Genomic DNA, 14,653 nt, shown 5'->3' with positions numbered 1-14,653 from the left:
CGTTCAGCTCGCGAATTCGGCCCATTCCCACGCGGCGCGATCCACGAGCAGCGCGGCGATGAGCCGGTAGTTCATTTCGTGACTCGGCCGCAACGCGCTCACGCGGCCCAGCAATGGCGCGCCGGCCATCGCCATGTCGCCGACCAGATCGAGCACGCGGTGCCGCACGAACTCATCGGGCACGCGCATGCCGCCGAGCACCCGATTGCCGACGATCGCCGCCGTGCACGACAGCCGCGCGCCGCGCAGAATCGGCGTGCCGCGCACGTAGCCCGCCGCGATCGCCGGGATCGCCCACTTGACGCGTCCATACGAGCGCGACGGCGCGATCTCGCTGGCAAAGCTCGCCGGCGTCAGCGCGCCGCGCCAGCGCAATTCGCCGAAGCCCTTCAGATCGTTGCGCACACTCAATTCATAGGCGGCTGCCGGTTCGATCGACATGCTGCGTTCGTCGCGCGTGCCGGCGCCGTCGGCAATCTTCACGGGCCGCAGCACGCGAATGAAGCGCTTCGCATGCGGCAGCTCGATGCGTCCGCACGCGCGAATCTCGTCGAGCCAAGGTTGCGCGCTGCCGTCGAGAATCGGTACCTCCTCGGCATCGAGCTCGATCGTCGCGCGATCGATTTCGCACGTTAGCAGCGAAGCCAGCAGATGCTCGACCGTGCGCACGCGCACGCCATCGGCCGATTCGAGCATCGTGCACAGCGGCTGCCCGCGCCGCAACGCGGGACTCACCGCGAATTCGGCCAGCACGCGACCCTGCTGCATGCGCCTGAACACGATGCCGCGCGGACTGTTCGCCGTGCCCGGCAGGATCCGCACGTTCACGCGCCGGCCCGTGTGCAAGCCGTGACCGCTCACCGTCAGCACGTGTGCGAGCGTCCCCTCCCGATGACTCCAGCCCGCGGGCGCGCGCATTAGACGGGCTCCATCGCGCTCGACTGAGCGGACAGCGCATCCGCGACGTCGGCCAGCGCGTTGGCACCCACATCGAGCGCATGTTGCGCGGCGACTGCCGCGACCTGCGCCGCCATCTGCGCGGCGGCGCCGTTCGGCTCGGCAGCCTCATCCTGCGTCCGGATCGACTCGACGATCCGTTGCGCGAGCGAATGCACGGTCGCGCCCTCGGCCATCGTCATGATCGACAGCTTGACCTCGAAGCGCTCTTCGACGGCCATGCCGAGTTCCATGCCCATCAGCGAATCCATGCCCATGTCGAGAATCGAGCGGCCGGTTTCGATCTTCTCCGGCGACATGTGCAGAATGCGCGCGATCTGCGCCTGCAGCGTCTCCTCGACCAATCGCTGCGCATCGTCGAACGCCATCGCCGCGATCTGCTCGCGCATCTGCACGCTGCCCTGAGGCGCCGGTTCGTGACTACCGCGCGTCTGCAGCTCGGTATAGCGATGCGCGCGCGCCGCCGGCATGCCGAACGCAAGGGCGTGCCAATCGAGCCGCACCACCGCCTCGCACGCCCGCATCGCGACGAGTGCGCGTTCGAGCGCGGCCATCGCTTCGGCCGAGCTGATCGACACACCGCCGATCCGCGCCTGCAGCGCTTCGCGTGTTTCCGCGTTGCGCGCGAGGAAGCCGACGTCGTCGAGCGGGCCCCATGCCATGCAGGTGCCCGGCAAACCGGCCGCGCGCCGCTGCGCGATCAGTGCTTCGAGGAAGCTGTTCGCCGCGACGTAGCTCGATTGCCCCGGATTGCCGAGGAAGGTCGTCGCCGACGAATAGACCACGAAGAAATCGAGCGGCAGCTCACGCGTCGCGCGATGCAGGTTCCACGCGCCCGCCACCTTCGGCGCGAGCACGGCGGCAAAGCGCTCGTCGTCGAGATTGCGCACGAGACCGTCGTCGATCACCATCGCCGAATGCAGCACGCCCTTCAACGGTGTGCCGCGTTGCGCGAGGTCTGCAAGCAACGCATCGAGCGCGGCCGCGTCGGTCACGTCGCAGGCGACCGTGCGCACTTCGGTGCCGTTGCTTGCGCGCCAGCGTGCGGTTTCTTCGGCCAGTTCGGGCGCGAGCGTGCCGGAGCGGCTCGCGAGCACCAGATGACGCGCGCCGCGCGACATCATCCAGCGTGCACTCGCAAAGCCAAGCCCGCCCGTGCCGCCGACGATCAGATACGCGGCCGCCGGATCGAGTCGCAGCGTCGCACTGGCTTGCGCCGAACGCGCAGGGCTCGGCGTGCCGGCCGGATACGTGACCAGAATTTTGCCGATCTGCCGCGCCTGCTGCATATGGCGGAACGCTTCCTCGACGCGCTCGGCCGGGAACGCGCGATACGGCAGCGGATGCAGCACACCGTCCGCGAACAGCCGCATCACGTCTTCGAACAGACGCGCGGTCAGCCCCGGCAACGCGCTCATCAACTGGTCCGCATCGATGCCGAAATAGCTGATGTTGTTACGGAACGGCCGCAAGCCGATGCGGCTGTTTTCATAGAAATCGCGCTTGCCGAGTTCGAGGAAACGGCCGAACGGACGCAGCGTGTCGATGCTGCGCACCATCGCTTCGCCGGCCAGCGAATTGAGCACGATGTCGATGCCGGCGCCTTGCGTGCGCTCGCGGACTTGATCGGCGAATGCGAGGCTGCGCGAATCGAACACATGATCGGCGCCGAGCAGACGCACGAACTCGCGCTTCTCGCGGCTGCCCGCGGTCGCGAACACTTCCGCGCCGAGATGCCGCGCGAGCTGGATCGCCGCGATCCCGACGCCGCCCGCCGCGCCGTGCACGAGCACCCGTTCGCCACGGCGCAGACGCGCGAGCTCGCACAGCGCGTAGTACGCGGTGAAGAACGTCGTCGGCACGGTCGCCGCTTCCTCGAACGTCAGACGCGCGGGCTTGTGCGCAATCGCTTCCGCTTTCGTGCGCACTCGGCTCGCGAACGACGCCGGCGCGAAGCCGAGCACCGCATCGCCCGCCGCGAAACGCTGCACGTCGCGGCCGACGCGTACGACGCGCCCGGACAGCTCCATGCCGACCGTCGCGCCCGCGAAGCCGTTTTCGACAGCCTCGTCGGACAGCAGGCCCATTGCGTACATCACGTCGCGGAAATTGAGGCCCGTCGCGGCCGGTTCGATCTCGACCTCATCCGCAGCGAGCTCGCTCTGCGGCAGCGGGAACCATTCGAGGTTGCGCAACGAACCCGGCGACGCGAAACCGAGCACCGCCGCTTCATTGCGCGCACGCAGCGGCTCGGCCACGATGTCGCGCAGCGCCGCGTTCGGGGTGGGCAGCATACGCGTCACGTAGCGGCCGCGCGGCGTCAGCAGCACTTCTTCCTCGCCGTCGGACGCAAGCAGTTCGCGCGCGAGCAACGCGCCCGCGTCGGCTTGCGTCGCGCACACATCGATCAGACGGCACGATAGTTCGGGATGCTCGTTGGCCAGCACGCGCACGAGCCCCCACAGCGCGCCCTGCTCGGGACGCAGAGACGCGGCATCCACGAACGGCGTCGCGACCGGTGCGCCGCCACGCGTGACGACCCACAGTTGCGGGCGCATTTCGTTCGACGCCACCGCGAGGTCGCGCACGAGCTGTGCGAGCGCGAGCGTGGTCTGCCGCTGCGCGTGCATCACTTCGGCGCCGTCGGCGTCGGCGGACAACGGCTGATCGGGCGCAACGAACACCAAGTGATGCGCGATGTGCTGCCCACCCCCGGCCGGCGCGGCCAGCTTGCTCATATCGTGACGCAATGCCTGAAGTGTCGTGCTCGACGTCGTGTGGCCGGCGGCTCGCAGCGCTGTGCTCAGCGTGTCGTCGATCGCGTCGGACGTCGCGTACAGCAACGACCAATGCGCAGGCGACGTGCTCGCCTGAGTCGCGCCCGCCGCATCGTTCCCAGCCACTTCAAGCGGCGCCCGCGCTACCAGCAGCGTCGGCGCGCCTTCGAGGTCGAGCCCGTGCTCCGTATGGCGCGCGACCTGTTCGAAGCCAGCCTGTTCGAGCAGTTGCGTCAGCGCCTGCGGCGACAGCCACGCCGCGCGCCGCGCGTTGGCATGCGCGGCGTCCGCGTCGAGATCGAACACCAGATCCGCGAAACGGCTGTTGCGCGGCTCCGCGATCACCACCAGTGCGCCCGGCGCGAGCCAGCCGCGCAACGCGGCGAGCAGCGCGCGCGGCTCGCTTTGCCCGGCGAGCACGTGACTCGCGACCACGAGGTCGTAGTGCTCGCCCGCGTCGACGCCAACGAGGCGCGGCGCATCGCCGAATTCGACAGTCGCGATATGGAGCGACGGATGCTCAGTCGTGTCGAAGCCGCTCAACTGTTCACGCGTACCCGCGATCGTGTAATCGCAACGCGAGACCGGCACGTGGATCGCGAGCGGTTGCAGCACGTCGGTAAGCGGCGAATCGAGTTCGAGCACGCGCAGACGGCGCGGTTCGCTCCAGCTTTCGATCGCGCGATGCAGACACGCACCGGTCAGCGCATTCGCATGCGTCCATGTCGGCGACGCTTCGAAGAAATGCTCGACGAGGCTGCTGCGCGACGGCGGCAGAATCTGCGCGCCACTCAATTCGCCGCGCAGCACGGCAGGCAACGCCGCGCCGCAATGCGCGAGCAGTGTCAGTTCCGCCACATGCGCGGGCGATTGCGCGAGCAGTTCGCGCCACAGCTCGTCGATGGCGGGCAGGTTCGCGCAGGCGGCGTCGTCGCGCACGAGGCGGGTGCCCTCGCGACGCGCGAGGCCATCTTCGACGACGATCTGCACGAGTCGCGCGAGCAACGCCGGATGCGCGCAATCGGGGAGCGCCGGCTGCGCGAACACGTCCTCGAGCGCGTCGAGCGCCTGCAACGCGTACGCGCCGGCAAGCACGTCGAGCAGCGGCAGCATCTCGGTCAGATGCGTGTGCCGGCGCGCTTCGTCTTCCTGCACGGCGAGCGCGCTCGTCGCATCGGCCAGCAACGCGGCGGCCGTGGGCAACGCGTGCGCGTTGACATCGTCGGCAAGCGGCTTCGCTTCGACGATATACGCATAGCGTCCAGGCGCCTGCTGGCGCCGGCTCAGCAGATCGACGCGACGGAAGCGGCACGCGCTCAGACGCGCGACGACCACTCCTTGCGCATCGGCGAATTCGAACGATGCGACGACCGAATGCGGGCTGCGCCGCTCGATGCGCGCGAGCACATAGCGGATCGCGTCGCCGCGCAGATAGTCGATGCGGCCCAGTTGCACCGGCACATAAGCCGCATGCTCGAGCTCGCCATGGCACGGCGAAGCGAGCAGCGCAAACAGTGGATGAAAGCCGCTGTCCATCAGCGCGGGATGCAATGCGTAGGCGTTCGCGGCGTCGGCGGACTGCGCGAGCACCGCGGGCATGTCCACTTCGGCAAGCGCCATGTCCGCGTTTGCGTCGACGTGGACCGAGCGCACCCAACGAAACGCGGGCCCGTAGTTCAGGCCGATCGCGGCGGTGTTCGCGTACAGCGTGTCGCCCGACATCGCTGGCTGCGCGAGCAGGCTCGTCAGATCGAAAAGCGGCAAGTTGGCCGCCGCGTCGCCGAGCGCGCAACCGCTCGCGAGCAAACGGCCGGTCACGTTCAGCGACCACGCTTCGTCCGACATGCGATCGCGCGTTTCGATCGTGAAGTTCGCGGTCCGCACGTCGACGGCGAAGCGGAACAGCTTCGAATGCTGCGGCTGGAATACGACAGGCAAACGGATTTCGACGTTCTCGACCGCGCAGCTCGCGGTGCCGAAATGCACGCGCGCGGCGGCGAGTGCCATCTCGACGTAGCCGGCGCCCGGAAACGCCGCGCCACCATCGACGACGTGGTCGGCCAGCATCGGCAGCCCCGCCGGGTCGAGCTGGTTTTCCCACGCGAGCGCATGCTCGTGCAGGCGATAGCCGAGCAGCGGATGCTCGCGGCGGCGGTACACGAGGTTGTAGGCCTCGGCGGTCGGGCCGAGCCAATGGCGTTCGTGCTGCCACGGATACGACGGCAGCGCGACACGCTGGCTCAACAACGCACGCGGCGCGAAACGATCGACGTCGACGCTCGCGCCGTTCGCGATCATCGCGTGGAGCGCGTGATGCAGCGTCTCCGCGTTGTCGTGATTGCGCTTGAGCGTCGGCAGCGAGCGGCCCGCGATGCGCGCGTCGTCGAGCGTTTGTGTCACATAGGTGCGCAGAATCGAATGCGGGCCGATTTCGAGGAACAGACGCACGCCGTTCTGCGCGATGCGCGCGATCGCGTTGCCAAAGCGCACCGGCTCGCGGATATTGCGCCACCAGTAGCGTGCGTCGAGTTCGGTGCCCGCCAGCTCGTCGCCCGTCACCGTCGATACGAAGCCGCGCGTGGTCTCACCCGGCGCGAGGTCCGCGAGACCCACGAGTACGTCCAGCTCGATCGGGTCCATCTGACAGCTGTGGAATGCGTAGTCGAGGTCGAGCATCTGGAAGAAACGACCGCTCGCCTTGACGGCCGCTTCGAGCGTTTGCAGCGCGTCGAGCGGACCGGCGAGCGTGACCGCCTGCGGACTGTTGACGCCAGCAACTTCCACCGTCGCGTCGAGATCGTGTTGCGCGATCAACGCGCGGATCCCCGCTTCGCCGAGACTGGCGGCCGCCATGCGGCCGGTGCCGCGCGTTTTCGCCTGCGCGCGGCTGCGGATCTTGATGACGCGCACGGCCTGCGCGAGCGTCAATGCCCCCGATGCCCACGCCGCCGCGACTTCGCCGACGCTGTGGCCGACGCACACGTCATATGTGACGCCACGCGCTTCGAGCACGCGCACCACACCGACCTGGATCGCGAACAGCAGCGGCTGCGAATGCTCGGTGGCCGCGAGGGTCTCGGCACTCACGCCTTCGCGCAACATGTCGAGCAGCGACGCGCTGCCGTCGGCGTGCCACAATGCGTCGATCTCTTCGAGCGCGGCGCTGAACACCGGCTCCTGCTGGAGCAACTGCTTGCCCATGCCGGCCCACTGCGAACCGTTGCCGGAGAACACTAGCGCGAGACGGCCATCGTCGGCCGGTGCTTCGCCTTTCACTAGCGCCATGTCCGCGTGCTCTTGCACCGACGTGGTCAGCTCGACGAGTGCCGCGCGCGCTTCGGCGAGCGTCGACGGTGCGACGATCGCGCGATGCTTGAGCCATTGCCGGCGATGCGCCGCATTCGCAGCCAACAGATTCCACGACGCGCCTTGATCGAGCGATGCCAGATAGCGCGCCGCGAGGTCCGGCAATGCGGCCGCGGCGCGTGTCGATAGCACGAGCGGCGTGAGCGGCGTGGTTGCGTCGCCGGTTTCGGGGCTCGGCGTTTTGGCGAGGCTAGAAACCGGCGCCTCGCACAGCACGACGTGCGCGTTCGTACCGCCGAAACCGAACGAGTTGACGCCGACCACGAGCGGCGCGTCAGCGCCATCGGGCGATTCGAGCGGCGTCAGACGATCGACGACACGCAGCCGGCCGCCGACGAAATCAATCGCCGGATTCGGCGTTTCGAAATGCAGCGTTTTCGGCACCGCGCGGTGCTTCAGGCACAGGATCGCCTTGATCAGTCCGGCCATGCCCGACGCCGTTTCGAGGTGACCGACGTTGGTCTTCACCGAACCGATCAGCAGCGGCCGATCGACGGGGCGCCCCGCCGACGCGACGCTCATCAACGCGCGCGCCTCGATCGGATCGCCGACGGCAGTACCGGTCCCATGCGCTTCGACATAAGCGAGTGAGCGCGGATCGACGCCCGCGCGTTGATAAACCGTGCGCAGCAGCGCGGCCTGAGTCGCCGCGCCCGGAACGCTGATGCCGCCCTGCGAGTAGCCGTCCGAGTTCACGCCCGTACCCGCGATGACGGCATGAATCGTGTCGCCGTCGGCGAGCGCGCGCTCCAGCGTCTTCAGCATCACGAGCGCGCCGCCTTCCGAGCGGACGTAGCCGTCGCCGGTCGCGTCGAACGCACGGCAGCGGCCGCGCGGCGATAGCATCGACGCCTTCGAGAACGTCACGAAGCCGAACGGATGCAGCAGCAGATTGACGCCGCCCGCGAGCGCCACTTCGGCGTCGCCCGCCTGCAGCGCCTGACACGCCTGGTGCAACGCGACCAGCGACGACGAGCACGCGGTATCGACCGATACGCTCGGCCCGCGCAGGTCGAACAGATACGACAGACGGTTCGACGCGATGCTGAGCGTGTTGCCGGTCGCCGAATACGGGTCGACCGCGTTCAGGTCGTCGACGAAACGATTGCCGTAGTCCGGGCTCGCGACACCGACATAGACCGCGCAGTTGCTGCCTTCCATGTCGCGCGGGCGTACGCCCGCGTCCTCGAAGGTTTCCCACGCGAGTTCGAGCAACAGACGCTGCTGCGGGTCCATCTGCTGCGCTTCACGCGGAGAGATGCCGAAGAACGACGCGTCGAAACCGGCGACGTCGTCGAGCACGCCGGCGGAGAACGTGTAGCTCTTGCCCGCTTCGCGCTTCGACGGATGCTGGTAAAACTCCGTGCCGAAACGGTCGGCCGGCACTTCGGTCACCGCATCTTTTTCGTCGCGCAGCAGCGCCCAGAAATCTTCGGGGTTCTCAACATGGCCGGGGAAGCGGCAGGCCATCCCCACAATCGCAATCTGTTTGGTCATCGTTCTTCTGTTGGGTGCAGCGTGCGCGTCGGCGTCTCGCGCGATACAGCCGGCGCAAGCGCTTCCACGAGGGCGACGCCAAGTTGCCCGGCGTAAAGATCTGTTCGGGTAGCTGGCGCTTCACCATAGTTGCGCCAGATAAAGTAGTTGCTGTGTGCGGGCTCGTTGTCAAATTGCGCGTACACGTGCGAAAGCGCCGGCACGTGATCGCCATAAAAACACAGCACCGTGTCGCGGCGCCGCGCGCGCAGTGCGTCGAGCAGCCGGCCGAGCATCGCATCGGCGTTCGCCAGATGCCGCAGATAAGCGGTCAGGTCGCGCCATTGCTCGTCGTCGCCGAGCGAATGGAAAGCGGCGGCCTCGCCGGGTCGAACCGTTTCCAGATGCAGCGGGCCGTGGTTTTCCATCGTCATCGCGAAGATGAACGCGGGTTTATCGCGCGGTTCGTCCAGCGCTTCGACGATGGCATCCGCGACCGCCATATCGGCGACGTACGGGCCCGCGCGCGGGGCGTCCGCGAATGCCTTGATGTCGACGAAGCGGTCGATCTGCAGATGTTTGAAGGCCCGCTCGCGACCGAAGAAATCCGCGTAATACGGGTGAATCGCGAGGGTCTGATAACCGCCCTGCTTGAACCACGTTGCGAGCGACGCGCACGCGCGCCGCACGAACGCGTACGGATAGAAACGCGCGTAGCCGAGCTGCGTGTCATCGACGCCCGTCAGCACCGCGAACTCCGTGCGCATCGTATTCGCGCCCCACGCGGGCACCGTCAGCTCCCCATGCTGGATCGACTCACGGCGCGCGAGATCGAAGTTACGCAGGATCGACGGATTGATCGAGATGGACAGACGCCGCGCGTCGAAGAACGACTCGCTCTGGATCAGGATCACGTCGGGCGTCGTGCGCGGTGTACCGGTCGCGAACGGACCGTTGGCGAGCGCGGCGCGCAACTGACGCACCGTGGCTGGGCGCATGCCGTTCAGCAGATAGGCGATGAAAACTGCGAAAAAGCCGTGGCGTTGCTGATCGTCGACGGCACGCAGTGTTAGCGGCAGGCGCGCGGCGCATGCGTAGGCGGCCGCAATCGATGCGCAGGCGGCGAGCAAAAGCGCCGCGATGGGCCGGTGCGTCAGCGGCGTGTCCGCGACAAACGCCGCGACGACTACAACGATGCCGAGCACGATCGCGACGACAGTGCCGACGCTGAGGAACGGCAGGTAAAGACGTGGATGCGCGAATAGCTGGCTGAAGAGGCTCAGGTCGGTGAAGACGAACGGCTCGCGCAGCGACGCGTATTTCGCGTTGCTGACGCAAGCAAGCAGCGCGACCAGTGCAATCGCGACGAACGCCGAAAAGCGCACTCGCCCGGTGATCAGCAACACGCACGCGCAAAGGAACACGATTGCCGCGATATGCAACGCGAACGCAAGCGGCGAGCGACGCAGCGACGCACGCGGCTGCGCGAGCGCTTCCGGCACAAACGCGAGGCCGGCAGCGGCCGCGAAATTGAGCGCGAGCGTCGCGTTCACTCAATGCTCCTCGCGCGGCAGATACGACAGGCCGCCGAGAATCGCGTCGGCGAGAACCGCCGGCAGCAACGGCAACAGCCGCATGCCGAATGCGAGCAGGCTCGGGAACGCGATTTCGGCGCGGCCGGCTGCCAGTTTGCGCTGGATGTGTTGGGCTGCTTTGTCGGCGGACCAGAGGAATGGTTTGTCGCCGGGGAACACATCGCTCATTGCCGTTTTCACGAAGCCCGGCAGAACGATGGACATGCGAACGCCGTCGCGCGACAGGATCGGACGGACCGAATCGCCGTAGGCCTTGATCGCCGCTTTGCTCGCGCAATAGGCCGGCGAAATCGCCATGCCACGCAGCGCGGCAAGCGAGCAGATCAGTGTTACGTGGCCGTGTTTGCGCGCACGCATGCGGGCGATGACCGGCAGCACCGCGTGCATCGCGCCGTAGAAGTTGGTGTCGACGATCGCGGCCGTACGCGCCAGGTCTTCCCAGTCGGTCGCGGATGCGAGCGTGCTGGCCGCGCCGGCGTTGGCGATGAGCAGGTCGATCGGGTGTGCGTCGTCGAAACGGTGCAGCCAGGTTTGCATGGCTTGTGCGTCGCGCACGTCTATCAGGGCGGTCCACACGCTTGCGCCTTTTTCGCGGCAGGCTTGTGCCGAGGCTTCGAGACGTTGCGCGTCGCGGCCGAGCAGGGCCAGTACAACGCTCGGCCCTGCGTAAGCGGATGCGAGCGCGCGACCGAGACCGGCGCTCGCGCCGGTGATCACGATGTGGCGCGGCGCGGCTTTACGCATGCGCAGCCGCCTCCAGGCGTTGCACCGCGCCGGCTACCGCCATCGCGATGCCGGTCTTCGTGTAGAAGTCGCCGTTGATTTGCGTGTGGTGGACGACGTAGTCGAGGAAGGCCTGGTACAGCTTCATGTCGGGCTGGTCGGCGTGCAGCCAGAAATCGTCGAGCGAGCCTTGCCAGGTCAGGCCGGGCATGTTGTAGATGGCCGAACCCAGCGCCATCAACGGGCGGCGGTGGTGCAGCGCCGACAGGCCCACCGTGCTGTTCACCACCACCGCGCCGCGCGCGTTGTCCAGCAGCGTCGGTAGATGGCCGGCGTCGATGAAACGTAGGCGGTCTGTGATGGCGAGGTCGCGGGCGAGTTGTTCAGTGTAGCTACGATAGTCGATCAGGCCGGTGTCGAGGGGGTGGTTCTTTATGACGAGCCAAGTATCCGCGGGCGCGTATCGCGCGAACGACTCCACTACTTTTCCGATAGCTTCGCGTACACCGCTGAATGGCGAATGAACGACGATCTGGGCGTCCGAGTTCAATTGCAAAGGGAAGATGTAGTACGGCTTCTTCGCGCTGAGAAGATCCCGCGCCACCCGATCCGAATGCCGATCATGCTGGCGCCGACGCACCAGGCGCGTGGCAAGCCCGGCATATTCCAGGAAGCCGTTTCGTGGCCGATGGCTGCGATAGTGCGGAAAGTGCGGTGCGAACAAGGTATTGGCGAAACGATAGCGGATGTCGTGAAAGGCTCGTTCGTACAGGTTGTAGCCGGTATGCTCGCCGGCGGGGCTCGGCGGCGTGAATCGACGTTGTTCGACATACCAGGCGGGATCGCGAGGCAATTGCGAGCGGCCGTTAACGCCATGTTGCTCCAACGTCAGCCAATGCGGGCGGACATAACCTTCTTCGAAGACGTGGACACGCAATCCCAAAGACTGCGCGATCGGATGAATCGGACGGTGGATTTCGCGGCAGTCGCCAAACATAATTACGTCAGTGAAATCTTCGCCTTTAATTTTGTTGACATACCAATTCGCTAGCGCCTCCGGCGCGCCAATGAAATTCCACGTCTTTTCCTTGCCGGCGTAGGCAAGGTCGCCGCCGCAAAAATTAACTCGACCTACGGCGTGACCACGTTCGCGCAATGCAGCGGCGAGCCGGCTAAAGAACGGTGAAGCCGTGCCCTGCAAGGCAAGAAAGGAGCGGTGCATGTAGAGTACGTCGAAAGCATCCTCGGCCTGACTAAAAAGAGCGCTCCACCTACGCGACCTTTTCCCCTGGGGCCTTGGACTTGTTTGAATAATTGTTGATTGGCACTAGCTGCTGGCCTTAAGCGAGGTTCGGATAATACAGCATCGGTGGAGAGAAGAAAAAAGAAAACAGAAGCGCAACACGAATGTGTTGGAAGGATACGAAATTTGTTGGAAGGTTACGAAGATGCATAGCGCGAGCCATATCGCATGGCTATAATCGAGCGCCTTTGCTCTATCGGGCATGTGCGCCGACACTTTCTTTCCGCGGCTGAGTCTCTATCCGCTGATGCAAATTGTTTTCTGCCACCTCGGAACACACAGGTGGTCATTAGACGTTCCCGCCGTTCGCCGAACTTCGTTGGACCGGTGGCAAAGGAACTGAAAGAACCGAACAGGTTGGATAGAACGTTGGAAAAAGTATCTAGCAACAATACAACACGACCATCCCCGGGGAAAAAGAAAGGACTGGTCGAGCGGATCAAGGGCGTCAACCGCCTCTTCGCGCTGACTGTCGTCCTGCCGACCACAGTTGCGGTTGTGTACTTTGGACTGATCGCTTCGGACGTCTACGTCTCCGAGTCGCGCTTCGTGGTCCGCAGCGCGCAAAGGCAAAGTCAGACCAGCGTCGTTGGCGCTTTGCTGCAGGGTACTGGTTTTTCGCGTGCCCAAGACGACACGTACCCGGTGATCGACTACATTCAGTCGCGGGACGCGCTCAAGGAGTTGAATCAGAACGGCTATATTGCCGATGCGTACGGCAATCATGGTGACTTTCTGAGCCATTTCTCGCGCCGCGTCGACGACAGCTTCGAAGCGCTGTGGAAATACTACGGCAAGCACATCGTTTCGGTCGATTTCGACTCGACGTCGTCCATTACGACGCTCCAGGTCCGCAGCTATACGTCCAGGGACGCAGAAAATATCGATGCAAAACTGCTTGATATGAGCGAACGTCTGGTGAATCGGATGAATGAGCGTGCAGCGGCCGACACAATTGAGTTCGCTCAGCGCCAGGTCGATATCACTGCAGGCAAAGCCAAGGATGCTGCAGCTGCCCTGGCTTCTTACCGCGACACTTATACAGTGTTCGATCCGGACCGCCAGTCCGCTCTGCAACTACAACAGGTAACGGCGCTGCAGACGCAAATGTTTGCCGCCCAGACTCAGTTGATTCAGTTGCAATCGATCGCGCCGCAGAATCCCCAGATTCCGGTCTTGAAAACCAGCATCGCCACGCTGGAGAAGCAAATCGAAGCGGCAACCGGCGGAGTCTCTGGCGGCAAGAACTCGCTGTCGAACAAGGCTGCTGCCTATGCACGCCTGCAACTGGACTCCCAATTCGCCGATCGACAATTGGCATCCGCGATGGCTGCATTGGAAAACGCTCGTGCCGATGCGCAACGAAAACAGCTCTACCTTGAAAGGCTCGTTCAACCCAATGCCCCCGATGTGGCCATCGAGCCAAAACGACTGAAGTCTATATTTGAAGTGTTTGCGTTGGGAATGATCCTATGGGGTGTGTTGAGTCTGTTGCTCGCCGGCATGCTCGAGCATCGTGACTAACGAGACATCGACCATGAAGAACGAAACATGGTTATGCGGATCATACCAGGCTCAGTGCTATCGATCCGCCCGTTGGGTCGAAACTGAGCCACTAGTCGTTGTTCCGGGGTGTACAGGCCGAACAGAGTCGTTGGTTGGTAACTACTTTGAATCGTTCACGAAACCGTACCATGACGCCAAACGCGTGATCGTGTTGGCCCGACTCGTTTTAACTGATTTCCTACTTTCGGGTAGCGTTGGCACGTATGTGGAGACGGAATGATTCAGTTAGAGAATGTGAGCAAAGTCTACCGGACCCGACAAGGTCGCCGAACCGTTCTGGACAAAATCAACCTGCGGGTCGAAAAGGGCGAAAAAGTAGGGATATTGGGTCGAAATGGGGCTGGCAAATCGACGATGATCCGAATGGTGAGCGGTGCCGAATTGCCCACATCCGGTTCCATTGTGCGAGGAATGAGCGTTTCCTGGCCCCTGGCGTTCGGCGGTGCCTTTCAAGGTAGCCTGACGGGCATGGACAACCTTCGCTTCATTTGCAGAATCTATGGAGCCGACGCCGAAATCGCAGAGCCATTTGTCCATGATTTTTCCGAGCTGGGATATTATCTTCGCGAACCTGTAAAAGCATATTCGTCGGGTATGCGCGCAAGACTCGCATTTGCTATCTCGATGGCAATCGAATTCGACTGTTTTCTGATTGATGAAATCATTGCGGTCGGTGATAGTCGATTTCACACGAAATGCCATCATGAATTGTTCGAACGCCGCAAAGACCGCTCGCTCATCATAGTGAGCCATGACGCCGGATATATTAGAGAGCATTGCGACCGGGCGTCTGTTCTTATCGAAGGAAAGCTTTACAACTTCGAAAACATAGACGATGCCTACACTTGCTATCAGGATGGTGTAGCACCTACCTTTTCCTCGAACCGAGA

6 protein-coding genes and 1 pseudogene are annotated in these 14,653 nt (G+C 64.4%); 2 read left to right on the top strand and 5 right to left on the bottom strand.

Annotated features, from left to right (window positions below):
* Positions 1 to 3: 3 nt before the first annotated feature.
* The 5 genes from F6X40_RS20925 to F6X40_RS20905 are packed head-to-tail and all read right to left on the bottom strand — an operon-like array spanning position 4 to position 12,116.
* Entirely contained in the window at positions 4 to 918 is a 915-nt protein-coding gene (locus F6X40_RS20925) for a UDP-3-O-acyl N-acetylglycosamine deacetylase (protein WP_187629064.1), read from the bottom strand.
* Positions 918 to 8,597, bottom strand: a complete 7,680-nt coding sequence (locus tag F6X40_RS20920; RefSeq protein ID WP_187629063.1) for a type I polyketide synthase — start codon at positions 8,595 to 8,597, stop codon at positions 918 to 920. Before F6X40_RS20920 ends, F6X40_RS20925 begins: the two co-directional genes overlap by 1 nt.
* Entirely contained in the window at positions 8,594 to 10,129 is a 1,536-nt protein-coding gene (locus tag F6X40_RS20915; protein WP_187629062.1) for an LTA synthase family protein, read from the bottom strand. Before F6X40_RS20915 ends, F6X40_RS20920 begins: the two co-directional genes overlap by 4 nt.
* Positions 10,130 to 10,915 (bottom strand): SDR family NAD(P)-dependent oxidoreductase, encoded by a 786-nt coding sequence (locus F6X40_RS20910; protein ID WP_187629061.1) that lies wholly within the window; start codon positions 10,913 to 10,915, stop codon positions 10,130 to 10,132.
* Complete coding sequence (locus F6X40_RS20905) at positions 10,908 to 12,116, bottom strand: capsule biosynthesis protein (protein WP_187629060.1); 1,209 nt, start codon at positions 12,114 to 12,116, stop codon at positions 10,908 to 10,910. Before F6X40_RS20905 ends, F6X40_RS20910 begins: the two co-directional genes overlap by 8 nt.
* A gap of 450 nt (positions 12,117 to 12,566) precedes the next feature.
* Between F6X40_RS20905 and F6X40_RS20900 the strand changes: the two genes are divergently transcribed.
* Positions 12,567 to 13,721, top strand: a complete 1,155-nt coding sequence (locus F6X40_RS20900) for a hypothetical protein (RefSeq protein WP_187629059.1) — start codon at positions 12,567 to 12,569, stop codon at positions 13,719 to 13,721.
* Between the two features lie 258 nt (positions 13,722 to 13,979).
* Positions 13,980 to 14,621, top strand: a pseudogene (locus tag F6X40_RS20895) (ABC transporter ATP-binding protein); the annotation flags it as partial.
* Positions 14,622 to 14,653 lie beyond the last annotated feature (32 nt).

The sequence above is a fragment of the Paraburkholderia sp. UCT31 genome (genome assembly GCF_014397655.1).
Taxonomy (GTDB): Bacteria; Pseudomonadota; Gammaproteobacteria; order Burkholderiales; family Burkholderiaceae; genus Paraburkholderia; species Paraburkholderia tuberum.
This window is presented reverse-complemented; position numbering and strand designations above follow the sequence as displayed.

Excerpts from the sequence above, each read along its gene's own strand:
- F6X40_RS20925 (WP_187629064.1), bottom strand. The coding sequence starts at position 918 with ATGCGCGCGCCCGCGGGCTGGAGTCATCGGGAGGGGACGCTCGCACAC.
- F6X40_RS20920 (WP_187629063.1), bottom strand. The coding sequence starts at position 8,597 with ATGACCAAACAGATTGCGATTGTGGGGATGGCCTGCCGCTTCCCCGGC.
- F6X40_RS20910 (WP_187629061.1), bottom strand. The coding sequence starts at position 10,915 with ATGCGTAAAGCCGCGCCGCGCCACATCGTGATCACCGGCGCGAGCGCC.
- F6X40_RS20905 (WP_187629060.1), bottom strand. The coding sequence starts at position 12,116 with ATGCACCGCTCCTTTCTTGCCTTGCAGGGCACGGCTTCACCGTTCTTT.